General features: G+C 47.3%; 23 protein-coding genes. 13 read left to right on the forward strand and 10 right to left on the reverse strand.

Features of this window, described 5'->3' with window-relative positions:
- Positions 1–36: 36 nt before the first annotated feature.
- Positions 37–366: a DUF3784 domain-containing protein gene (locus K7G97_RS08150; protein ID WP_223041931.1), complete on the forward strand. Its 330-nt coding sequence runs from the start codon at positions 37–39 to the stop codon at positions 364–366.
- A 98-nt stretch (positions 367–464) separates the two neighbouring features.
- Here K7G97_RS08150 and K7G97_RS08155 read toward each other — a convergent pair whose 3' ends face one another.
- Positions 465–932 carry a GNAT family N-acetyltransferase gene (locus tag K7G97_RS08155; protein ID WP_223041932.1) on the reverse strand — a complete coding sequence of 156 codons (468 nt, stop codon included), beginning with the start codon at positions 930–932 and terminating at the stop codon, positions 465–467.
- A gap of 77 nt (positions 933–1009) precedes the next feature.
- Here K7G97_RS08155 and K7G97_RS08160 point away from each other — a divergent pair, with 77 nt between their 5' ends.
- Positions 1010–1621 (forward strand): DUF3885 domain-containing protein, encoded by a 612-nt coding sequence (locus K7G97_RS08160; protein WP_223041933.1) that lies wholly within the window; start codon positions 1010–1012, stop codon positions 1619–1621.
- A gap of 506 nt (positions 1622–2127) precedes the next feature.
- Here the strand turns inward: K7G97_RS08160 and K7G97_RS08165 are convergent.
- From K7G97_RS08165 to K7G97_RS08175, 3 genes are read right to left on the reverse strand one after another with little or no spacing between them, the layout of a single operon-like run.
- Positions 2128–2505 (reverse strand): VOC family protein, encoded by a 378-nt coding sequence (locus tag K7G97_RS08165; RefSeq protein ID WP_223041934.1) that lies wholly within the window; start codon positions 2503–2505, stop codon positions 2128–2130.
- Between the two features lie 16 nt (positions 2506–2521).
- Positions 2522–3685 (reverse strand): MFS transporter, encoded by a 1164-nt coding sequence (locus tag K7G97_RS08170; protein WP_223041935.1) that lies wholly within the window; start codon positions 3683–3685, stop codon positions 2522–2524.
- A complete protein-coding gene (locus K7G97_RS08175) occupies positions 3682–4665 on the reverse strand; it encodes an ROK family protein (RefSeq protein ID WP_223041936.1) in 984 nt (327 codons plus the stop codon). Before K7G97_RS08175 ends, K7G97_RS08170 begins: the two co-directional genes overlap by 4 nt.
- Positions 4666–4929: 264 nt before the next feature.
- On the opposite strand from K7G97_RS08175, the gene K7G97_RS17580 reads away from it, so the two are divergent.
- From K7G97_RS17580 to K7G97_RS08195, 4 genes are all read left to right on the forward strand, one after another.
- Complete coding sequence (locus tag K7G97_RS17580; protein WP_223041937.1) at positions 4930–5835, forward strand: methyl-accepting chemotaxis protein; 906 nt, start codon at positions 4930–4932, stop codon at positions 5833–5835.
- Positions 5836–5944: 109 nt separating this feature from the next.
- Positions 5945–6433, forward strand: coding sequence for a GNAT family N-acetyltransferase (locus K7G97_RS08185; RefSeq protein ID WP_223041938.1), 489 nt, complete (start codon positions 5945–5947; stop codon positions 6431–6433).
- Positions 6434–6467: 34 nt separating this feature from the next.
- Positions 6468–7046: a GNAT family N-acetyltransferase gene (locus tag K7G97_RS08190; RefSeq protein ID WP_223041939.1), complete on the forward strand. Its 579-nt coding sequence runs from the start codon at positions 6468–6470 to the stop codon at positions 7044–7046.
- On the forward strand, positions 7028–7501 hold the full coding sequence (locus tag K7G97_RS08195) for a GNAT family N-acetyltransferase (RefSeq protein ID WP_223041940.1): 474 nt from the start codon (positions 7028–7030) through the stop codon (positions 7499–7501). Before K7G97_RS08190 ends, K7G97_RS08195 begins: the two co-directional genes overlap by 19 nt.
- 34 nt (positions 7502–7535) lie before the next feature.
- Here the strand turns inward: K7G97_RS08195 and cls are convergent, their stop codons facing one another.
- Positions 7536–8975 (reverse strand): cardiolipin synthase, encoded by a 1440-nt coding sequence (cls, locus tag K7G97_RS08200; protein WP_223041941.1) that lies wholly within the window; start codon positions 8973–8975, stop codon positions 7536–7538.
- A gap of 52 nt (positions 8976–9027) precedes the next feature.
- Between cls and K7G97_RS08205 the strand changes: the two genes are divergently transcribed.
- A complete protein-coding gene (locus tag K7G97_RS08205) occupies positions 9028–9594 on the forward strand; it encodes a DedA family protein (RefSeq protein ID WP_223041942.1) in 567 nt (188 codons plus the stop codon).
- On the opposite strand, the gene K7G97_RS08210 is transcribed toward K7G97_RS08205, so the two are convergent.
- Positions 9544–10695, reverse strand: coding sequence for an AI-2E family transporter (locus tag K7G97_RS08210; RefSeq protein ID WP_262415822.1), 1152 nt, complete (start codon positions 10693–10695; stop codon positions 9544–9546). The two genes, K7G97_RS08205 and K7G97_RS08210, sit on opposite strands and share 51 nt — an antisense overlap.
- 384 nt (positions 10696–11079) lie before the next feature.
- On the opposite strand from K7G97_RS08210, the gene K7G97_RS08215 reads away from it, so the two are divergent.
- From K7G97_RS08215 to K7G97_RS08225, 3 genes are read left to right on the forward strand one after another with little or no spacing between them, the layout of a single operon-like run.
- Complete coding sequence (locus tag K7G97_RS08215; RefSeq protein WP_223041943.1) at positions 11080–12207, forward strand: M20/M25/M40 family metallo-hydrolase; 1128 nt, start codon at positions 11080–11082, stop codon at positions 12205–12207.
- Between the two features lie 56 nt (positions 12208–12263).
- Positions 12264–13433: a hypothetical protein gene (locus K7G97_RS08220; protein WP_223041944.1), complete on the forward strand. Its 1170-nt coding sequence runs from the start codon at positions 12264–12266 to the stop codon at positions 13431–13433.
- Between the two features lie 15 nt (positions 13434–13448).
- Entirely contained in the window at positions 13449–14198 is a 750-nt protein-coding gene (locus tag K7G97_RS08225; protein WP_223041945.1) for a VLRF1 family aeRF1-type release factor, read from the forward strand.
- Positions 14199–14242: 44 nt separating this feature from the next.
- On the opposite strand, the gene K7G97_RS08230 is transcribed toward K7G97_RS08225, so the two are convergent.
- On the reverse strand, positions 14243–15295 hold the full coding sequence (locus tag K7G97_RS08230) for a C45 family autoproteolytic acyltransferase/hydrolase (RefSeq protein ID WP_023468255.1): 1053 nt from the start codon (positions 15293–15295) through the stop codon (positions 14243–14245).
- 161 nt (positions 15296–15456) lie between these two features.
- Between K7G97_RS08230 and K7G97_RS08235 the strand changes: the two genes are divergently transcribed.
- A complete protein-coding gene (locus K7G97_RS08235; RefSeq protein WP_223041946.1) occupies positions 15457–17163 on the forward strand; it encodes a methyl-accepting chemotaxis protein in 1707 nt (568 codons plus the stop codon).
- Between the two features lie 142 nt (positions 17164–17305).
- Here K7G97_RS08235 and K7G97_RS08240 read toward each other — a convergent pair whose 3' ends face one another.
- Positions 17306–17809, reverse strand: a complete 504-nt coding sequence (locus tag K7G97_RS08240) for a DNA topology modulation protein (protein WP_223041947.1) — start codon at positions 17807–17809, stop codon at positions 17306–17308.
- Positions 17810–17890: 81 nt separating this feature from the next.
- Here K7G97_RS08240 and K7G97_RS08245 point away from each other — a divergent pair, with 81 nt between their 5' ends.
- A complete protein-coding gene (locus K7G97_RS08245) occupies positions 17891–18313 on the forward strand; it encodes a hypothetical protein (RefSeq protein WP_223041948.1) in 423 nt (140 codons plus the stop codon).
- A gap of 32 nt (positions 18314–18345) precedes the next feature.
- On the opposite strand, the gene K7G97_RS08250 is transcribed toward K7G97_RS08245, so the two are convergent.
- Positions 18346–19092, reverse strand: coding sequence for a bacteriorhodopsin (locus K7G97_RS08250; protein WP_223041949.1), 747 nt, complete (start codon positions 19090–19092; stop codon positions 18346–18348).
- 151 nt (positions 19093–19243) lie between these two features.
- Between K7G97_RS08250 and K7G97_RS08255 the strand changes: the two genes are divergently transcribed.
- A complete protein-coding gene (locus K7G97_RS08255) occupies positions 19244–19684 on the forward strand; it encodes a VOC family protein (RefSeq protein WP_223041950.1) in 441 nt (146 codons plus the stop codon).
- 20 nt (positions 19685–19704) lie between these two features.
- Here the strand turns inward: K7G97_RS08255 and K7G97_RS08260 are convergent, their stop codons facing one another.
- The gene (locus K7G97_RS08260) at positions 19705–20973 is read right to left on the reverse strand and encodes an NAD(P)-binding domain-containing protein (RefSeq protein ID WP_223041951.1); all 1269 of its coding nucleotides are present in this window, start codon (positions 20971–20973) and stop codon (positions 19705–19707) included.

Below are 20973 nucleotides of genomic sequence, written 5' to 3' on the forward strand. Positions count from 1 at the left end.
ACACACGTTATACATTAAAACGAGAGAAAGGAGCGGATGGTCGTGAGCGAATCCATTGTTTATTTTGTAATTCTTATCCCTCTGCTAGTGTTTGCTATCGTTCTATCGAAAGGAAAAGGTGCATCATTGCTTGCAGGATATAATACGTTGTCTGAAAGTAAGAAACAAGACTATGACGAAGTCGCCCTATGTCAATTTATGGGTAAAATCATGTACGGCGTTTGTTTTAGCATCCTGTTGATCGCTGGGAGCGAGCTGTTTGGATATCAATCTTTGTTTAGTTTAGGCGTCATGCTACTATTCTTTCTTATTGTATTCGCAGTCGTCTATTCGAATACGAATGACCGATTCAAGAAAAAGAGATAATTTTGTTCACGTCAGCAAGACCATTATCATTTAAACCATAATGAGAAATCCTTTAAGACGATTAACATCAAATGACTTTCGTCGTTTATATGAAGATATCAATCCTCATCAATCGTGTATGAAAAAATGTGTATGGGTAACTCCGTCGTCTCGATCGTCTCGACCAATGTCCATCCTAATTTTTTATAATATGCTGAAGCGTTTTCTGTTTTTAAATAGATTGTTGTGATCTGTCGTGATTTGGTGTAGACGATTAATTGATTGATGAGTTGCTGCGCGATCCCTTGATTCCGATAGACTTTTTCAACGAATAAAGAAGCGAGCCAAGGCGTATAGGCTGGTCGTTCGTTCAAGTCATTTTCAAAGAGGGAAACGGTTCCGATACACGTGGCATCATCTAAGGCAACGAACGTTACAGGATACGGTACACTTGGCTTTTTGTCTAAAAAGGATTTTATTGGTTCATAGGGTACCGACCCTTTTTTCTTTTGAACGAATTCGGTATGAATCATTGTGGCAACCACTTCTAATTGTTCAGGATGATTCGATAATGTATCAATGATCATCTTCTCATCCTCCTTTCTACAATTGTTGTATCAATCATTAAATTAATCTGTCCTCATCAGAATAAAGGAGCTTTGAAATGAACTTCGAACAATACTGGCAACAACATTTTGGGAAGGTGAACTTATTTGATCGTTCCTTTGTCGAGAAGGATTTAGTATTCCACGTAGACTTAGTGAAGGACCTGTATCAGTTAAAGAAAAATTCAGATGAAATCAACGAGGAATACTTCAAACAGGCATACCAAAAATCAAACGAATTGTTTGAGGATCTATTCCGAGAAGAGGAGTCTCTTTATTTCGTCGTGCATGTGAGAAGGGGGCGCGGTAAGTATCAACAGTCAGCGTCGAAAGTGTTCCGTCACTTAAAAAGAAGAGAAGATCAATACAACATAAAGTTCGTAGAGAAAGTGATGGATGAAGACGAGCAGGTATCCGAATATGCCGTGTTATTACCGAACAAAAACGCATTAGATTATAAACGTTTAATCAAAGCGATCTGCCATCAGGATTTCCCACCGCTGCAACCAAGATTTCGTCAAACATATACATACTATCCGGAGGTGTTTTTCGTGAACGTAGATCGAAAGATCGTCATGAATATTTATGATGATCGCGGTTGTTTCCTTCTATTCGGTGATTCAGTAACGTATGACGTGTTCAATAAGAACTATCGTCATGATATCAGCTAATCAATTTTAATCGCATTTAGAAATACTCAAGCTAGTGCCAAGAAACCGATCACTGAAAAAATAAAAAGTACCAATAGAGAAGTGAGCAATGTTAACGCGAGGATTTTCCCCGTATTTTTTAGACTTATGATGGCGCACACTAGCGCAAGCAATAGTCCAGCTAACATATAGTTCGTACCCCAAAAACCATTGAACGGTAAGAGCTTAACAGTAAGGAAAGTGAAAACGACGATGCCGATTGAGATCCATCCCAGGTGCTTTCGCATAAACTGCCTCCTCTTAAAATGAATACGTATAGTCATAATTTGGTTCTTTTTTAGCATATCATTACAAATGTTTACAGCGAAAGAGTTTTGTAATTGTCTCTTAAAGATAACCTGAATGAAATACGTGTCAGACAACTGCTCGTCACGGGACGTACCAACAAGCAGAAAACATTTGAACAGTCATCGACCGACAAACAATCCCTCACTCTAATCAGAATGAGGGATTGTTTCGTTTCATCATTAGATTGTCAACTCAATCACATTACCTTCCGGGTCAGCGATCGTACTTTCATAATACCCGTCACCCGTCGTCCGAGGACCATCAAGATGTTGTACACCGGCATCCTGTAACCGAGCTGTCCAGTCATCGACTGCTTGTTTACTGCCTAGCGAAAAGGCGAAGTGGGCATACCCGAGTGCATTCATCGTCCGTTCCGTGATATCCGTCCGTTGCATCAACTCAAGACGCGCACCACTCGAGAACGTCAGGAAATACGACGTGAACCCTTTCGTCGGATTATGATACCGCTCGCCTGCCGTAGCATCAAAATGTGTTTCGTAGAATTGACGCATTCCTTCCAAGTCTGCCACCCAGAGGGCGATATGTTCAATCTTCATCTCCATTCCTCCTTTTTCAAGACGCTTTTGCCAATCGCTGTCTGAACAACATCCGGTTCAACCCTTCCGTAGCGACCAGCATCAAGAAGATGAGACTGATCGTAAACCAATGGAACAACGATAAGGAGTAGGACGTCGCCAGCCATCCGAACAATGGCGGCATGAAGGTACTACCGGTATAAGCGAATGCCATTTGTACCCCCATCAGCCGTTGCGCCGCAGCCTCCCCGAAGCGAACCGGTGTCTCATGGAGCATTGCCGGGTAAATCGGTGCGAGACCAAGACCGACAAGTACGAAACCAAGCGGCATCCAGGCAGCGGGTGCGAGGATGAAACAGGCTGCTCCGATGAATGCCGTCCATTGACCGACACGAATCAAACGACGATTCGACCAGCGTAGCGATAGAAAACCACTGATGAAGCGCCCCGCAGTGATGCTTCCATAGTAGACGGAAATCCACGTCGCTGCTGACGTTACGGAAAAGGACCGGACTTGGACAAGATAACTACTGCCCCACAGCCCGACGACCGCCTCAACCCCGCAATAAAAGCAAAACGCTGCGAGAGCGGCGACCAATCCGCGTGGTTTTCCGGATGATGTGTTCACGGTCTGAACCTGTTCAGACACCTGTTTCGGAGCCCGCTTCCAGAGGGGTAAGCTGACGATTAAGACAATCATCAAGACGAGTTGCAATGCGCCGACGACGAGGTAACCTAAACGCCAGCCGGAATCGAGCAATACACCAGCCATGATGAGCGGACCAGCCGTCGCACCGATGCCCCAGAAGCAATGGAGCCAGTTCATATGATGTGCTTGATAATGGGTGGCAACGAAGTGGTTTAACGCCGCGTCGACGACTCCAGCACCGAGTCCAAGCGGGATTGCAAGGACGAAGAGCCAAATCAAGGACGGAGCAACGAAAAAACCGATCAATGCCAGTGCCGTCAAACCAGCAGAAGCTGCCGTGATCGGACCCGTTGAATAACGTTCAATCAAGCGACCGCTAAACAGACTCGAAACGATCGTTCCGGCAGCGATCGTCATGAAGAGCCAACCTGCCATGTCGAGCGGTGCGTCGAGATCGAGCCGCATCACAGGCCACGCTGTACCGAGTAATGCATCCGGCAGACCAAGACTGATGAAAGCGAGATAAATCAAAGGTAACAGTAAACGGGTCATCGGGCGAGACCTCCTAACGGAATTTGTTCAATGAATGACTGAATACTCAGTTGCATCAGACCATCTAAATAATCAGTTTCCCAGTCGCCTTGCCTCAATTGAGGTAATTTGTCGAGCGGAAAGCGCTTGGCGCATCGTTCCGTCAACCGTGCTAATCCGTCATCCGAGACATCGGACGCTGTAAACAAGATGACATCTGGATTCAAAGTGACGCTAAACGAGAGAATGATTCGACATAACGCTTCATACCAGTCGTCAGAGTGCGGTGCAGTCGTCGCGAGGACTTGACCGACATTTCGCTTCTCGTCAAACGGGATGAACGAGATCTCTCCAGCGAAATGATGCGCTCCGCGGATGACATGACCGGAAACGGCGACGCCGGCGCCCGGTCCGTTCGTCCCGAGATACACATAGACAGTCGTCTCGTTATCAGAAGCTTGTGCACGGACCGCCGCGTTCATATCATTTTCGACGATGACGGGTCGCCCGAACCGTTCCGTCAGTTCTTGTTGCAAGGGGCGACCGTCTAGCGTCGGATAATCTGGGGCGAATAGGATCGTGCCGGTGGTATCAACGGCACCAGCAACACCAATCGCAAGCGTTTGAATAGATGGATGATCGTCGAGTAATGTTGTCAGCGTTTTCAATAAAATAGATCCATGATCCGACGAATCGAACGTCAACCGATCTGTTGCGATCAGATGTCCACCGACGTCGTGGATGCGATACTGCAGATACGTGCGTTCGAGATAAAGAGCAAGTCCGTGGAAGTGATCCGCGCGATAGCGATACCGTTTTGCCGGACGCCCTCCGCGAACCAATTCAAGTGGTGTCTCTTCAATTTCCCGAGCAGCGATCATCTGATCGATCTGTTTGCTCGCAGTCGGAAAACTAACATCCAAAACGTGACGAATCGCAGGGATCGTATCGAGATGCTCGACTAAAAAAGCGTGACGTGTACGTGAAATCAGTTCAGTCAAACAAAGACCTCCCATCTAAATTACTTATTAAATTAATTTAATAAGTATCGATTTGAGTATAGCAGGTTGGGAACAAAAGACAAGTTTAAAAAAGAGGTGTAGGATATGAATATTTAGAGAAAACGCGTTTCATTCCATCGCTGTCTGGCTATATGTAAAGAAGATAAAAAATTTTAGTCATATATCTTTAATTCATACTATTCCGATTTGTAATATCTTGGATAGCCTGTAACAGGAGGTAGATGGCGAGAGGAGCTTGTAATCATGACCACCCAACTTTCAACCGACCTAGGATCCCAAGATATTTTAGCCTCCTTGCGAGATAATGTCGCAATGATTCGATTCGATCGGCAACGTCGTGTCGTCGACGTTAATGGTTTATTCGCAAAGACGATGAAGTATAAACGAGAAGAGATGATCGGAATGCAGCATCATCTCTTCTGCACGACGGAGTTTGCAATGAGTGACAGTTACCAAGCATTTTGGCAGAAGCTGTTTAGTGGCTTCAGTACGGCAGATAAAATTGAACGCATCGATGCGCATGGTCAATCGATTTGGCTAGAAGCAACCTATATGCCGATTTACGATGGAACGGAAGTGACAGGTGTCTTGAAGATTGCCTCCGATATTACGGATCGTCAGCAGACGATTCAAAAGTTCGCGACTTCGTTTGACACGATTGCTAGTGATTTGAATACGCGATCGACGCATGGCGAGCAGGAAAGCGAAGCGTTACGGCGAACGATCGAACAGATGGCCGAGACGACTCGTGATAATCATCAGACGATTGAACGGTTGCAACGCCAGGCACAGGACATCACTCAAGTGACGGAGACGATCAAAACCATTGCGTCACAGACGAATCTCTTGTCACTCAATGCATCGATTGAGGCAGCGCGAGCTGGAGAACACGGCAAAGGATTCAATGTCGTCGCGACGGAAGTCCGAAATCTCTCAAAGCTCGTCGAACAAGCCGTCGTCGATGTCCGGCAAACGACACAACGAATGAATGATGAACTGCAGCGGATTGCCCGTGCGATGACGCAAGCAACGACCGATGCGCAAGCAAGCGTCACGGTCGTCGCGGAAACGGTCGATCGTTTCCATGACGTGCAGAGTGCAGCATCGTCGTTAACGGAGACAGCGCGAGATTTTACAAAAGCGATTTAAGTGAGAGACGGCATTCCGATAACCGGAGTGCCGTTTTGTATAAAAAGTACCCCTACACTTTGGAATAATATGTTAATATACTACCAAACGAAAAGGGAGCGAACTTCTGATGAACATTCGTACTGCCCGTCCTGACGATTTTCAGGCATTGATTCCATTGTTCCAGCAAATCCACGATCAACACGTCGCCTTACGACCTGATCATTACCGTCCGCACGAGATGCCGGTTCCGGAAGACTTATTTCTGTCGCAACTCGAGAATCCGGATTATGCATTACTCGTTGCGGAACAAGATGGGCTTGCCGGTGTGATCGTCCTAAAGGAAGACATCTTCGAAGGAAGTGGTTTCGTCTTCGATACGCATTACTTACGCGTCATCAGTCTCGTCGTTGCGGATACGCATCAAAAACAAGGAGTTGGGAGACGATTGATGCAAGCCGCTTACGCGCACGCGGAAACGATTGGCTGTGACAAAATCGAACTCGGCGTCGATGACGCCAATCAGGAAGCGATTGCCTTTTACGAGACACTTGGAATGGCTGTCCGCTCGAGACGAATGGAATGGAACGTGACGTCAAGCAGGGAAACGACGACGTAACGTCAAACAACAGATACTAGAAAGGGGAGAGGTCATGTTCAGGTTACAAGTATCCGATCACGTATCGCTTCAATTAATCGAACGGTACCATGCGGAAGAATTATTCGCCCTCGTCGATGCCAATCGTGCCCATCTTCGCGAATGGCTCGGTTGGGTCGATGGTGCAACAGAGGCAAGTACATATCAGGAGATCGTCATTCCAGCATGGCTACAACAGTTCGCCGATGGCAACGGCTTTACGTGTGGCATCTATCTTCAGGACGAGCTCGTCGGAACGATCAGTTTACATGAAATTAATCGGCATCTTGGGCAAACGTCGATCGGCTATTATCTAGGAGAAAAGGGACTACGAAAAGGCGTCATGACAGACGTCGTCCGGTTCGTCACGCACTATTGTTTCGAGACGCTCGGATTGAACCGGGTCGTCATCGAGTGTGCGACCGGAAACGTCCGAAGCAGACGAATTCCGGAACGACTCGGGTTCACGGAAGAGGGCGTCTTACGGGACGCTGAGAAATTGTACGGGACGTATCACGACATCCAGATCTATGCGATGTTACGACGGGACTGGACGAAAACGCAGGAGGTGGCAGCATGCGCATCGAGCAAATGAGTCAAGCGACGTATGAGACTTATTTACCGGTCGCAATCGATGAGTATGCGGCAGAGAAGTGTCGTGCTGGTACGTGGTCAGAAAACGAATCGCTCGAGAAGGCGACAGAAGAGTTCGCAACATTGTTGCCAGAAGGTCTGAAGACGAAGGATCACTACTTATTTACGTTTCGTGACGAGACAGGGAACGATCTTGGAATGGTCTGGGTCCATGTGACAGAAGAATCACGCGGACGTTGCGCTTTCATCTTCGACGTCAAGATTACGTCTGAAAAGCAAAACCAAGGATACGGCAAGGAAGCGCTCCGCTTACTGGAAGTGATGTTGAAGCGGATGAACGTCAAGAAGATTTCCTTACACGTCTTTGCGCATAACGAACGGGCGATTCATGTGTATGAATCGCTTGGGTACGAGAAGACGGATTATTATATGTCGAAGTCCTTATTGGATAAATAATGACAAAACCCGCCTGAAGTGAGGGCGGGTTTTGTCATAGAATGGGTGACAAGAGCCTAGAAATACTCTCCTTGAAACGAATCATCCGCGAGCGAGCAGCATATTTTTCAATGGTCAGCTTTTCGCTATCTGCGACGTCAGACAAAAAGAGTAATTCCAATTCTTCTGCTACGGCTTGGTGATAGAGAATCGCATTCATTTCAAAATTCAAGCGAAAACTTCGCGCATCGATGTTCGTCGTTCCGACCGAAGCGATCTTTCCATCGACGACGATCGTCTTCGCATGCATGAATCCAAGTTCATACGTATATACGTCAGCGCCATGTTGAATCAATTCACCGACAGAGGCATAGGTTGCCCAGTAAACGAACGGATGATCCGGTTGATTCGGGATCATGATTTTTAGTGTCACGCCTGAGGCAAGAGCGATTTTGCAGGCATCCATGAAACTCGTATCGGGGATGAAGTAAGGAGACTGGATATAGATGGACTTTTCTGCTGTAAGAATCATTTGAATTAACATGTTCTTTAAATATTCCAATTCAGATGTTGGTCCCGATGTGACGATTTGAACCGGTACAGGATCGTTCGTTCGGTCATGTGCTGGAATCGGGGTCGTCGACCAATCCGTTCGTTCTTTACTTGCCGCATCCCAATCTTGTTCAAAATGATATTCAAGCTCTTCAACGACAGGACCGAGGACGCGTAGGTGCGTATCTCGCCAATAGCCGAAATGTTCATCTTCCCCGAGATACTCGGAACCGACGTTAAATCCTCCAATGTAGCCGATGCGTCGGTCGATCGTACACAATTTTCGGTGATTGCGGTTATTGATTCGTAGGTTCAAGATTCCAAGCGGTGATGAAAAGAACGACCGAACCTCACCACCATCGTTTTTGAACGCATCAAAGTCCTTCGCTTTTAATTTCCAAGATCCGACGGCATCATACAGAATCCGAACTTTGACACCGCGCTTGGCTTGTTCGAACAAGGCAGTAAGAAGTCGATCGCCGAGCGGATCGCGTTTCAGGATGAAATATTGGATGTTGATTTCGAGTTGTGCCTTTTGAATATCTGCCAGTAAGGTATCGAATTTCTGATGACCATCGAATAGTGTCCGGACATCTGTCGCTTCTGTTAAGAGGGCACCTGACGCCCGATTGGCTTGAATCAATTTACGATAAGGAAAAAGAGAGGTGTTGGGTGCGATTTCGGTTTTGTCTTGTGCAACGAATTGTTGTTCACGTACTCGGAGGCGTTCTTCAGGCACATGGTAAAAGGAGTCCTGTTTTAATGAGCGACCGAGTACTAAGTAAACTAAGAAACCAATGATCGGTAGGAAAAAAAGAATCATCAACCAAGCCCAGGTCGCGCTGATGTCGCGTCGCTCGAAGAATAGGATGGCGATGGCTGCGGCGACGTTGGCGAAGAAGATGGCGTAGAACAAAATCGATAGAATAAGGGTATAGTCCATCAATACGAACACCTCGTTTTCAAAAGAATGAAGTTGACAGGAGGAAGGGACGATGGTCTTGGAGTGGGTACGCTTCATCTCACGCATCATTTTCATTCCGATTTCGGATGATTTATTGGTCATCCGTCAAATTTCGAATTGGCTACAGCAAGGTCAAGTGCCGTTCGCCATTTTTTTGTTGGTCTGGTCAGCATGTTTCGTTTGTTTTATTCTCTTTTACGGTATTCCGCGTTTGTTCCGAGAACTCCCTTTTTTCCAAAAGCTTTTGACGAATAAACATCTGGCAAAAGCAGAGGCGATTCTAAAAGAGAAGGGAACGATTGCCATCGCTACATCGTTTTTTCTTCCTGGTGTTCGTCGTCCGATCCATTACATGGCAGGGTTGCTCGCCTATCCATTTCGACAGTACGTACTCGTGACATTAGCCGGAACCGGTGTCTATGCGTTGAGTTGGACGTTTTTGGTCCATCGTTTAGGAGCTTACGGATTGTTGAACCGATTCTCGGCTTGGTGGGCGGCGCATAGTCATGTCCTCTTGGTTCCTGGAATCGTAGTGGCGTGTGGTATCTTAGGTTGGATTTTCCGGGATATGATCCGGAACTGGTTCGTCCGATCGTAATGCGGTATGTCGAAGCCTAGCAAGTTTGATGACATTAAGGATGGTGACTTTAGCAACGGCGTAAAACGGAACCGCGAGTAACATTCCGAGGATGCCTGCTAGTTGCCCAGCAACGAGTAAGACGACCGTGATCGTGATCGGATGGACTCTTAATGATTTTCCTTGAACGAGTGGGGAAATGACGTTAGCATCAAGCTGTTGCACGATCGTAATGCCAATGATGGCGTACAGTCCTTTGATCGGCTCATCGAGAAAGGCGATCACGACTGCGGGAGCTGCTCCAAGGAAAGGACCGAGATAAGGAATGATGTTCGTCGCGAAGATAAACAGGCCGAGTGGCAAGAAGTAGGGGATATCAAGCCACCAAAGGACAAGTGTCGCGAGGCTCCCGACGAAAGTACAGACGATCAATTGGGCACGGACGTATGACCGAATCGTTCCATTCATGTCTTTTATTATGAATAGGGCTTCTTTTCGATAACTCGCAGGAATGAACTGGACCAAAGCGTTCGGTAATTTTTTTCCGTCCACTAACATGAAAACATATAAAAAGAGGGCAATGAACAATGTGAAGACGGTTGAAGCAATGAATCGAATCAACCAAACGACGGACCCTGCGATGGATGAAAAAACATGACCAAGAAAAGTCGTCGCACTTTTCATCGAGTTTTCGAACGATGCGAAGTTATCTTCAATGGATGGGATGGAGGTGCCGTATTTTGCATACAACGACAAGGATTGTGCATACAATCGTTCAGCAAATCCAGGAACGGCAGCTACGAAAGCAACCAATTGTTTCGTGATCAAAGGAAATAACGTCAAAAAGAAAAGAAGAACAAGACTGAATAAGCCGATCAAGACGATGACGATAGCTAGTTTACGTGAGCGGAGTCGGCGTTCAAGTGAATCGACGAAGCCGACCGACAGATAGAATAATATACCAGCGATGATGAAAGGTGTGAAAATCGTCGTGAAAAGAACGAACAACGGGTAAAAGAGAAAGTCGACGAGCCGTGCCATGTAGATGATTCCAAGCACGAGCAAGATGAACAATCCGATGCGAAAGGAACGATTGGAAATCAAGCGAGACAAAACGATCACCCTCTCTAAATATCATGGACATGTTGTATCCTTTCCCGAAAACGCCTAAAATAATTTGAATATTTTGAACAATATATTCTTTTTTACATATAATTGTTATTTTCTAAACAGAATGGGTAATCATAAGTTAACTTGATCGCATCGTTCTTATAAGTGAAAAGCCTCATTGATCTACTTCGCACACTCCCTTCATTCCTTTTCGTATGAGGCTGCTAAAACATCGCATTGACAAGCACAGTACGCCTTCCTGATTATTCTCATCATCTCTCTTTGATTCTCCCAACGGATTCATTCACTCGACTAAACCGAATAAACAGTTGTCGAACATGCTCAAATCATTTCATGATCCATTTCATCAAGCACTTAGGGGGAGGAGGAATCAAGATGTCAACGTCGCGACTCTTACAAGAATTCATGGAGTTGGTTCAAATCGATTCTGTATCTTACGCAGAAGGGGAGTTTCAGCATGCTTTAATTCAGCGTTTTCAAGCACTTGGTTTGACGATTTTAGAGGATGATACAAAAGGGCAGACAGGACTAGGTGCCAATAACTTCGTTGCCCGTCTTAAGGGTGTTGAAGGAATTGAACCGATCTTCTTCTCCTCACACATGGATACCGTTTCCCCCGGTCAAGGCATTCGTCCGCGAGAAAAAGACGATCGGATCGAGTCGGATCAGACGACGATACTTGCTGCGGATGATAAGGCAGGGATCGCAATCATGCTCGAATTGATTAAACGGATTCAAGAACAACGAATTCAGCACGGTCCGATCGAATTCATCCTGACGGCAGGGGAAGAGGTTGGTTTGCTAGGGGCGATGGCCGTCGACATGGCGATGTTAGAAGCGACCTATGGATATGTCCTTGATAATGGAGGTCCCGTCGGTGGGATCATCACGACGAGCCCCTCGATGTATCGGTTGGATGTAAGCGTGACCGGTCGCGCCGCTCACGCCGGTCTCGAACCTGAAAAAGGGATATCGGCAATTGAAGTCGTTGCTCAGGCAATCAGTCGGATGAAGCTAGGACGGATTGACCATGAAACGACAGCGAATATCGGTCAGATAAATGGTGGAACGGCGATGAACGTCGTCATGGAACGGTTAGAATTCGTCGCAGAAGTTCGTTCGTTCAATCATCACAAGTGTTTAGAACACGTCAAGATGATGGAGACGTTATTAAACGAAGAGGTCACGAAGTATGGAGCAAAACTGGACTTTCAGGCGACGCCCCTGATCACCGGATATCATTTTGAAGAGACGCATCCACTAGTGGTCCATGCCAAAACGTGTCTTGAGGTAGTCGGGCGTCATGCTCGTTTTGAGCGGTGTGGTGGAGGAACCGATGCTAACGTTTTTAATGAAAAAGGGAAGCATGTCGTCAACGTATCGATCGGTTACGAAGAAATTCATACTGTGAATGAATATATTCTAATCGAAGAATTCGAACATGCCGTCAACTTCGCTCTTGAACTCGTTCGACAGATGCCTTCTTTCCCATCGTCAAAGTAAGGTGTTCTTGGTCATGGATAAGCTGCCGCCTGGTCGTCTAAAAGGGAGGAAACCGCATGCAACCCATCATCGCCTTTACGATCATCATGCTCATCTGGACTGTCAGCGATTATGTTTCGAAAAAAACGAAGGCCTTATTATCTTCCTTATTCGTTGCCTCCATTATTTTCTTAATTGGATTCAAGACGAATCTTTTTCCAGAAGATTTGTTACCGACGTCCTCATTACTGCCACTTGGTCAAACGGTCGTCGGTATGATCATCGTCCACCTCGGAACTTTGATCAGTCTTGATGAATTCAAGCGACAGTGGAAAACGTTCTTGATCGGGGTATCAGCAGTGTTAGGCATTAGTGTCCTATTGTTTACGATCGGACGATTACTGCTTGATACCAATTACGTCTTAAGTGCGATTGCTGCCATCAGTGGTGGAACGATTTCCGTCATCATCGTGCAGGAGGAAGCATTAAATGCTGGACTAATCTCTGTCGCTGTTTTTCCAGTCTTGATTGCAGCCTTACAAGGATTGATCGGTTTTCCGCTGACATCGATCATTCTTCGGAAAGAAGCGCTCCGGATTCGGGACGGTGTTCGGGATGGTAGTATTACGAAACGTACGGAGCTTAATCCAGAACAAACCACTGAAAAGCAAACGATTCTTCCGGAACCGTTTCAAACGACGGCAGGTACATTGTTCGTCGTCGGAGTCGTCGTAATCATCTCGACGTTTCTCAGCGGTTTGACGAATGGCTGGCTCAATACGTTCGTCATTGCCTTGTTGCTCGGTATCGCCTTACGGGCAACTGGCGTCCTAAAACCAAACGTCTTGAACGGAATCGATGCCTATGGTCTGATGATGCTGGCGATTTTATTAATCATCTTTGGACCGCTTGCGACGACTTCATTTGCGGACCTCGTCGAACTACTCGTACCACTCTTGATTGCCTTTTCTCTTGGTGTACTAGGTATCGTATTGTTCGCGATGCTTGCCGGGAAACTGCTCGGATATTCCTATTCGATGGCGATCGCGATTGGTTTGACGTCCTTATATGGCTTTCCAGGTACATTGATTCTCAGTCAAGAAGCTGCTAAAAATATCGGGGAGACGGAAGATGAGGTCCAAATCATTGAAAACGAAATTTTACCGAAGATGGTCGTCGCCGGTTTTTCGACGGTGACGATTACATCCGTCTTCATCACCGGTATTTTAGCGTCGTTCATCTATTGAATGGAGGTTTGGAAAATGGGATTACAAGAGGATATTAGTCGTCTGAAAAATTATTCAGGCAAGCCAGTCTTATCGGTCTATCTGAGCACTGCACCAGACAAACGGAATCAATGGCAAACGATCTTACGTAATGAGCGAAAACGTATCCTGTCTGAACACGAAGATCAATCAGCGATTGAAGGGTGTTTTGATGCTGTTGAGCGGGCGATTCAAGAACATCGGACGCAACTATTACGTAGTGTCGTTGCTTTCTTTACGGACGATGGTCAATTGAAGGAACTCCATCTGCTTCAAGTAGACGTGACCGATGAGGTCAGCTATGGTCCAAAAGCGAACGTCAATCAATTGGAGGTGCTTGATCATCAGTTTCCGAAAACGGGTATCGTCTTGACGCATCTCGACTCGGCATCGATTCTTGATGTTCGAGTCGGAGAAGTCGAATCAAGACGGAACTATGAACTTGATTTGGATACGGGACAATGGCGGCGTTATCAAGGACGAAGTGCACGGCAAGGGGCGTCAAGCAGTAGTCAGTCAGACGATTTCCAAGCACGTGTCAATCAGCAAGCGGAACGCTTCTATCGTGAACTAGCGTCTGAAATCGATACATTACGACGGACACAAGACTGGGAACGACTGATTTTAATTGGTGAGCGGAGCCAGGCGAGCTATTTGGAACAAGCGTTGAAGGCAAAACCTGATCAAGTCATTCACAAAAACTTATCGCAAGCGAGTGATCAACAGTTACTGCAACATGTATTTTGAACAAAAACTCCCTTAGTGAACCGTTCACTAAGGGAGTTCGTGTATTAACGCCACGTCTGTAATGTATTCGCGAACTGAATGTTCGTCTCCAGTTCACCTGTGATCTCGCTTGCTGTGAAGTCATTGCCAGCGAGCCAGTCGGCAAAGTCGAACGTGACCGGTTCCTGATCACCACCAAGCGCGAACCAGACCTTCAACTCTTCCGGGAAGTAGGCAGACGTATGAATCGTTCCTGCCCACTGTGCATATAAATCAGCGAAGACGCCTTTATCAGTATCGTTGAGCAGTCGGAAAGCGGACTCCGCATCTTGAATCATATGTTGATGCGTCTTTAGCTCCATCATCCGACGTTTCGAGTCATCCAGGTGATAGCGGTTTTCGTGTTGCAGCAAATCGAAGTGATTGGTGCACATGTTCGATTCCCGCACTTGGACGTCGCGTGCCGTCGCCTCGATGACGAACGAACGCGCGGATTTATCATGGACGACGTACGTGAACGATCCGCGATGTGGAATCTCCTTGACGAGTGAGATCGCATCATCGACCGACGTGCACATCTCGAGGATGATCCGCCCGATCATGAAACTGACGAACCCATCGCCCGGGCGGCGACGGTTGATGAAGTTATAGCCCATCGCAAGCCCATGTTCATTCATCCCGTCCATCCGACCGGTCACCCGTGAAGCGGGACCGATAATTGCTGATCCGCCATCATTCGGTTGAAAGACGGAAAATCGACCATCGTATGTCATCGGATGATAGTCGTAATTGCGGACGAGGAAATTATCACCGGTCATGATCGAACAACCACTTTTCGGTCCTTCGACCCGGTAGTGCCCAAAATGCAGTAACGTATCCGGCAGCGATAGTTCAAGTTCGTCTTGAAGTCCGAGTAGCTCGTCCCAAATATGCGGGGCGTAGCGGAGGAACATCTCCTTCGTCTCGACCGGATCGACTTGAAAGCGCGGAACACGGATCTTCCAGTTGTCCTCCCGGTTATGGAGCAACTGGTTTCGTTTGACGTAACGCCCTTGTTCGCGACCGAATTCATAATGACTGCCGCGGAATTGTGTGATTTCATTGGCTACACGTTGCATACGATTCATCCTTTCTTCAACTGCTGTATGCTGATTATATCGAACGCGAGCGAGAAAGTCGTATGGCAAGTCTTTATGAAGCACATCTAAAGTATGGGAATATTGAAAAAATAGTCAACTTTTTCATTCTTGAACCGATAACAAAAACGGGAGGGGATGGAATGAAACACATGTCAGTCAGACGGAAGATACAAGCTTTGATCGCAACAGCCGTCGTTGCGATGCTTTTGATTGCGGGGGCAGGACTCTATTTCTTGAATCAGATGTCGAATGCTTCCCGAGCGATGTATCAGGAAAACTTATTACCGATCCAGGAAGTGGCTCAAATCCGGATTGATACACGCGCGCTCGATTCGTTTTTAGTCGAGATGATGTTAACGAAGGACGAGGCACGGGTCACGGAACTGCAAGCTGACATCGATACGCGTCAGGAACAGATTCGCGCATCCGTCACGAAAATCGAAAAAGCAGGACACTTTAATGCGCAAGAGAAGAAACAGCTCGAAGAATTAAAGGATAATGTCCTCGCCTATGATAATTCGATGACGATCGTCCAGGATGCGGCGACGCGCAACGAAACCGAAGAAGCCTATACGGCATACACGCAAGGTCTAGAACAAGTCCGGGATAACGTCGCAAATTCTGCGAAGTCATTGATGGCTTCGATGACAAAACAAGCAAAGACGCTAGATGCTCAGAATCAAGCAGAAAAACAAACGGCCTTTTACTTAATGCTCGGTATTTTTTTACTCGCGGTCCTCTTGTTTGCAGGACTTGCCATGTACATTACACGTCTCATCACGCGTCCGATTCGTCAATTGCAGGGATGGATGGATCAATCGGGGAACGGGGATTTGACCGTCCGTGGAACATACGACTCAAAAGACGAGCTTGGACAGTTGACGACGTCCTTCAATGAAATGATTGCGTCACAGCAACAAGTCGTGCTTGAACTAACCGGTACGGCTGACCGTGTCGCTGTTGCGTCGGACGAGTTGAGCGTCAATGCGGAATCGACGACGAAAGCGACGGAAATGGTCGCCGTGACGATGGAAGAGATGGCAAGCGGTGCAAGTCAACAATTGCATCAAGTATCGGATGCCTCACGGACGATTGAAGAGTTGACGACGTCGGTCCGTTACGTCGCCGGTAATGCGCAACAAATGACGGAACGCACAGCGGATGCGATGGAAAAAGTCGCACTCGGTGGTCAAGTCGTTGGAACTCTCGGGACCCAAATGGAACGAATTCAAGAAGATGTCTCTCGACTGAGCCGTGTTATTGATGGTCTTGGTAACCGATCGCAGGAAATCGGTCAAATCACGGATTCCATCAAAGGTGTCGCGGCACAAACGAACTTGCTCGCATTAAACGCAGCAATCGAGGCAGCTCGCGCCGGTGAACAAGGGCGCGGATTCGCCGTCGTCGCAGCGGAAGTCAAGACGCTCGCGGAGCAGTCGGCGGTCTCGGCAAAACAGATCGAGTCGTTGATACGGGTCATTCAACAAGAGACGGAAGCATCGGTCGCCTCGATGGAGAAAGTCTCAACCGAGATGACGAGCGGGATTGCCGTTGCCGATCAAGCCGGTGCCTCATTCTCAGAAATCGAGACAGCGATCACCGACGTGACAGGGCACGTCGAAGAAGTGTCTGGTGCCGTACAGGAAATGGCGGCAGCAAGTGAGCAGATTGCCTCTGTCATGCGAACGATTCAAGCAGTGACGGAAGGGACTGCTGCCGGAACACAAAACATCTCCGCTTCGACCGAGGAGCAGATGGCGTCGATGGAAGAAATCTCATCCGCGTCCCAATCACTCGCGACGATGGCAGATGATTTAAAACAAGTCACAGGTAGATTCACTGTGTAAGATATTGAACGACGACCATGTGGGTAATCCATCATGGTCGTTTTTTTTATTTGTGGTAATGAATGGAAAACAAGCAGGGGAGTAAGCGTGTGGCGTCGTATGTACAGGTTAAGTAAGAATGATACAAAGCAGCAGATAGATGTTATGAAAGTGATTGAAGAAACTGTTTGACAGCACGGCGGGACGTCAAATGAATGACCTGTTTATCGGACGTCGCTGTAAGCGTTGAGAGGATATTCGGTCGTTTATCAATCGGAAAACGCCAAATCCATTTCAGAAAATCGAACGATAGTTTCTCCGGGCAGTCTGCTGCCATATCCGGTCGACCGGTTTTGCGGTAGCGCCAGGTCCGTTTCAGCGCCCGGTACAGACAGAGTGTCCGCGGTAAATCAAGGAAAATGATCGTATCCGCGGCATTGATTCGTAAGTCAAGCGTTCCACCGTAGTTGCCGTCAATGATCCACGTGTCGCGCGACGTGAGCGTATGTTGAATCTGGCGTTGCTCCTCACGCGAAACCGCCTCCCAGTTCGGGCGCCATAATAAGGTGTCGAGGTGATCGACGGGATAACCGAGTTTTTTGCCCATCTTGCGGGCAAGCGTCGATTTACCGGATCCACCGGAACCAATCAGGATGATCTTTCGCATGCAATACCTCCTATTTTTTGTCATAGGAATCGATCATACCACGGTTTTCTAGTCGAGGATAGAACGAAAGGAGTGAAAAAGATGGTACCAAATTTCATAATCGAAGGGATGACGATCGTTTTTACACTACTCGTAATCGGTTGCGGCGTGATATTCCTGCCGCAGCGATGGAAGCGGTATGGTTTGATTTTACTTGGTTTGGTGGCAATCGGGTGCAGTTCCTTTTGGTACATCCGACCGACGCTCGTCAATCAACAGATTGCTGAGAATACGAAGCGCGCAAAAGTAGAACTGGCACGCCAGTTTCCAGGTGAAGCATATACGATGAGACCACAGAAGTTTTCATACGAATCGTCAGCAAATCCGTATACGATTGAAGTCGAATTCGCGAATGAACCGAACATGATTTATATGTTGCAATTTCGTGAAAAAGATATCGAGTTAGCGGGTTATGTCATCAAAAATGAAGACATTTCTTATGAACAACAACATCAATTCAAATAAAGACCGGATGTTTTGAGCATCCGGTCTTTTGATTAAGTGGATTTCAATTTTTGTGTTGCGGACATCGTCTTGACGGCGAAGAAAGCAATCAGACCGAATCCTACCTTGTTGATCAAGTCCGCAAAGTTATAGATCAATTCGCGGACGAGCTGCACTTCGATGCCGGGTGCAAACAAGGTGACCGCGTAACCGACTGGATAAATCGCCCATCCAATCAAGATGAACAAGCGCATTTGCAGCAAGGCTTTGCGAATTGGGGCAGGCTTATCTTCAGCGGCTTTCGTGACATTCGTGAACAAGAGATAAATGATATAGAACCATGCGACACAACCGACGACGTATGCCCAAAGACCGAGTTGCGTGAAGCCACCCGCCAGATTAATCGACGACTCGCCGATATACCCACCGATGATCATGATGATGTCGGCGATGACGAGTTTCGTTAGAAGGGAACGTCCTTTTCCACCTTTTAAACCGAGCAACAGCGGAAACTTGATCAGCAAGAGAGGCGTCGTCACAAGCCAGTCGATGTAGCGGATTTCAGTCGGAAAGCCATCGATCTCCGACAACAAACCCGATTCCCCGACAGCTTGCTTCATGAAATAATAATGAATCGCAGCGACGAACGTGACGAGTGCAGCGACTGTTGCGGTCGAGCGGTATTCCGGGGCGAGGGAATTTCGTTCGATGAGAAAATAGAGCGTACCGGCGGCCATTCCGACGAATCCGACCCAGAACATATACTGGGTCGCAAGAACGAGAAGGTTGACGTCTTCCATGTTGTTTCGACTCCTTTTCGTAAGTGGACACGACCTTTCATACTTTTATTTTACTGACGATACAGTCTTCAGACACCATGTCGAAACGCTCTTGATGTGTGGTCTATCAACGGTTTGACAACATTTTGACACACTTGAGGAGGAGTGACGGATGCCGAGTAAACGAATGGATCATATCAGCCTGAACGTCGTGAATTTAGAAGAAGCGATTCACTTTTTTTCGCTTTGTGGTCTCGAAGTACGCGGACGATGGGAGATGAAAGGAGAAATACTCGATCGTTTATTAAATTTAGAGGGAGCGGAGACGGAGTGTGTTGCACTCGGATTACCAGGTGAAGCAATCTGGCTTGAACTCGTTCGATTTAAACACCCGCGTGACACGCCTTCCGTGATCCAATCCGTCCACGCAGGTGGATTGCGTCATCTCTGTTTTGAAGTAACGGCACTCGCCGCGATCGTCGAACGTTTAGCGGACAATGGATATCAGTCGATTGGCGACGTCGCGAATTACGAAAATGAGTATCGCCTATGTTACGTAAGAGGACCAGAAGGCGTGATCATTGAGTTGGCAGAAAAAATCGGACCTGTCTAAGACTGGTCCGATGTATATTGTTAAGAACAACAGGAAGTCGATGATTGTGGCAGGGAAACGTTGCACACACCCGTCTCTGGTAATGATAACTTGACCTGCTTCGCACGTGCCTCGTCTCCGACAAGAAAAGCAACGATTGATCGAACTTGTTCATAACCGGTCGCAAGCAGGAAAGTCGGAGCACGACCGTAACTTTTTGCACCGACTAGATAAAGTCCGAGATCTGGATGACGTAACTCTGCTTCTCCATGTGGACGGACAGTTCCGCAACTATGAAGGTTCGGATCAATCAGAGGAGCAAGTATTCGACTACTCTCGGTGACAGGGTCGATGTCAAGCCGTACTTCCTCGAGGAACGAAAAGTCGGGTCGACTTCCTGCGTTGACGATCAACTGATCGATGTGATGCAGGGACCGGCCATCTTGAGCAGTGATGTCAAACGACTTCCCTTTCGATTCAATGGATTGGGTCTTGAAGCTGGAGTGAACCCTAATCTGATCTCGTTCAACGAGCTGACGGATACGCGAACCGAGTGCTCCGCGACCTTCCAATGCATCCTTGTCTTCTCCGCCGTAGGCTTGAACGGGGTCCGATTTGCGAAGAATCCAATGAATCTCCGTTTCAGGGTGTTGCGCTTTAATGGAAACGAGTTCAAGGAGCGAGTTCAAAGCCGAGTGCCCGCTACCGATGACAGCGACGGATTGATTCGCGAAAACAACAGTATCACGTTTCGCATCTACGATCGAATACCGGACAGATAAGTTCTGCTCGATTTCGACTCGATGTCCGGAACTGATTGCAGGGTTTGGTCGCCCGAGGACGCCAGACGCATCGATGACCGCGCGAGCGAGAATATGTTTACGACCATTCGGCGTATCTATAACTAATTCGAACGGCGTTACTTCACGTGAGGCATTTGTCATCTTGTCTAGGCCTGCCCGTGAAATCGAGAGAATCTTATGTTGGAAATGTAGAGAGGGAGCAATTTCCGGTAATGCAGCAAGTGGGGCAAGGTATTGTTTGATCAATTCAGTTCCGGTCGGCACAGCATCGTTTGCTGGTGCGATCCATTCCGTCAGCTCGAGCAAGTGACGTGCTGCGTCACTAATATTGTATTGCCACGTCGAAAACATCCGGACGTGCTCCCATTGTTTGATATGATGGGCAATCGAAGGACCTTTCTCAAATAGTAAAAACGATTGACCTTCCACTACAAGTTGAGCTGCAGCTGCAAGACCGATCGGACCGGCACCGATAATGACGATGGGGTGGGAAGAAGCGTATGACAT

It is taken from the genome of Exiguobacterium acetylicum, assembly GCF_019890935.1.
Lineage (GTDB): Bacteria > Bacillota > Bacilli > Exiguobacteriales > Exiguobacteriaceae > Exiguobacterium_A > Exiguobacterium_A abrahamii.

Excerpts from the sequence above, each read along its gene's own strand:
- cls (WP_223041941.1), bottom strand. The coding sequence starts at position 8,975 with ATGGACTATACCCTTATTCTATCGATTTTGTTCTACGCCATCTTCTTC.
- K7G97_RS08170 (WP_223041935.1), bottom strand. The coding sequence starts at position 3,685 with ATGACCCGTTTACTGTTACCTTTGATTTATCTCGCTTTCATCAGTCTT.
- K7G97_RS08255 (WP_223041950.1), top strand. The coding sequence starts at position 19,244 with ATGCCGAGTAAACGAATGGATCATATCAGCCTGAACGTCGTGAATTTA.
- K7G97_RS08230 (WP_023468255.1), bottom strand. The coding sequence starts at position 15,295 with ATGCAACGTGTAGCCAATGAAATCACACAATTCCGCGGCAGTCATTAT.
- K7G97_RS17580 (WP_223041937.1), top strand. The coding sequence starts at position 4,930 with ATGACCACCCAACTTTCAACCGACCTAGGATCCCAAGATATTTTAGCC.
- K7G97_RS08245 (WP_223041948.1), top strand. The coding sequence starts at position 17,891 with ATGGTACCAAATTTCATAATCGAAGGGATGACGATCGTTTTTACACTA.
- K7G97_RS08190 (WP_223041939.1), top strand. The coding sequence starts at position 6,468 with ATGTTCAGGTTACAAGTATCCGATCACGTATCGCTTCAATTAATCGAA.
- K7G97_RS08205 (WP_223041942.1), top strand. The coding sequence starts at position 9,028 with ATGGTCTTGGAGTGGGTACGCTTCATCTCACGCATCATTTTCATTCCG.
- K7G97_RS08260 (WP_223041951.1), bottom strand. The coding sequence starts at position 20,973 with ATGTCATACGCTTCTTCCCACCCCATCGTCATTATCGGTGCCGGTCCG.
- K7G97_RS08195 (WP_223041940.1), top strand. The coding sequence starts at position 7,028 with ATGCGCATCGAGCAAATGAGTCAAGCGACGTATGAGACTTATTTACCG.
- K7G97_RS08150 (WP_223041931.1), top strand. The coding sequence starts at position 37 with ATGGTCGTGAGCGAATCCATTGTTTATTTTGTAATTCTTATCCCTCTG.
- K7G97_RS08155 (WP_223041932.1), bottom strand. The coding sequence starts at position 932 with ATGATCATTGATACATTATCGAATCATCCTGAACAATTAGAAGTGGTT.
- K7G97_RS08165 (WP_223041934.1), bottom strand. The coding sequence starts at position 2,505 with ATGAAGATTGAACATATCGCCCTCTGGGTGGCAGACTTGGAAGGAATG.
- K7G97_RS08185 (WP_223041938.1), top strand. The coding sequence starts at position 5,945 with ATGAACATTCGTACTGCCCGTCCTGACGATTTTCAGGCATTGATTCCA.
- K7G97_RS08240 (WP_223041947.1), bottom strand. The coding sequence starts at position 17,809 with ATGCGAAAGATCATCCTGATTGGTTCCGGTGGATCCGGTAAATCGACG.
- K7G97_RS08215 (WP_223041943.1), top strand. The coding sequence starts at position 11,080 with ATGTCAACGTCGCGACTCTTACAAGAATTCATGGAGTTGGTTCAAATC.
- K7G97_RS08220 (WP_223041944.1), top strand. The coding sequence starts at position 12,264 with ATGCAACCCATCATCGCCTTTACGATCATCATGCTCATCTGGACTGTC.
- K7G97_RS08225 (WP_223041945.1), top strand. The coding sequence starts at position 13,449 with ATGGGATTACAAGAGGATATTAGTCGTCTGAAAAATTATTCAGGCAAG.
- K7G97_RS08235 (WP_223041946.1), top strand. The coding sequence starts at position 15,457 with ATGAAACACATGTCAGTCAGACGGAAGATACAAGCTTTGATCGCAACA.
- K7G97_RS08160 (WP_223041933.1), top strand. The coding sequence starts at position 1,010 with ATGAACTTCGAACAATACTGGCAACAACATTTTGGGAAGGTGAACTTA.
- K7G97_RS08250 (WP_223041949.1), bottom strand. The coding sequence starts at position 19,092 with ATGGAAGACGTCAACCTTCTCGTTCTTGCGACCCAGTATATGTTCTGG.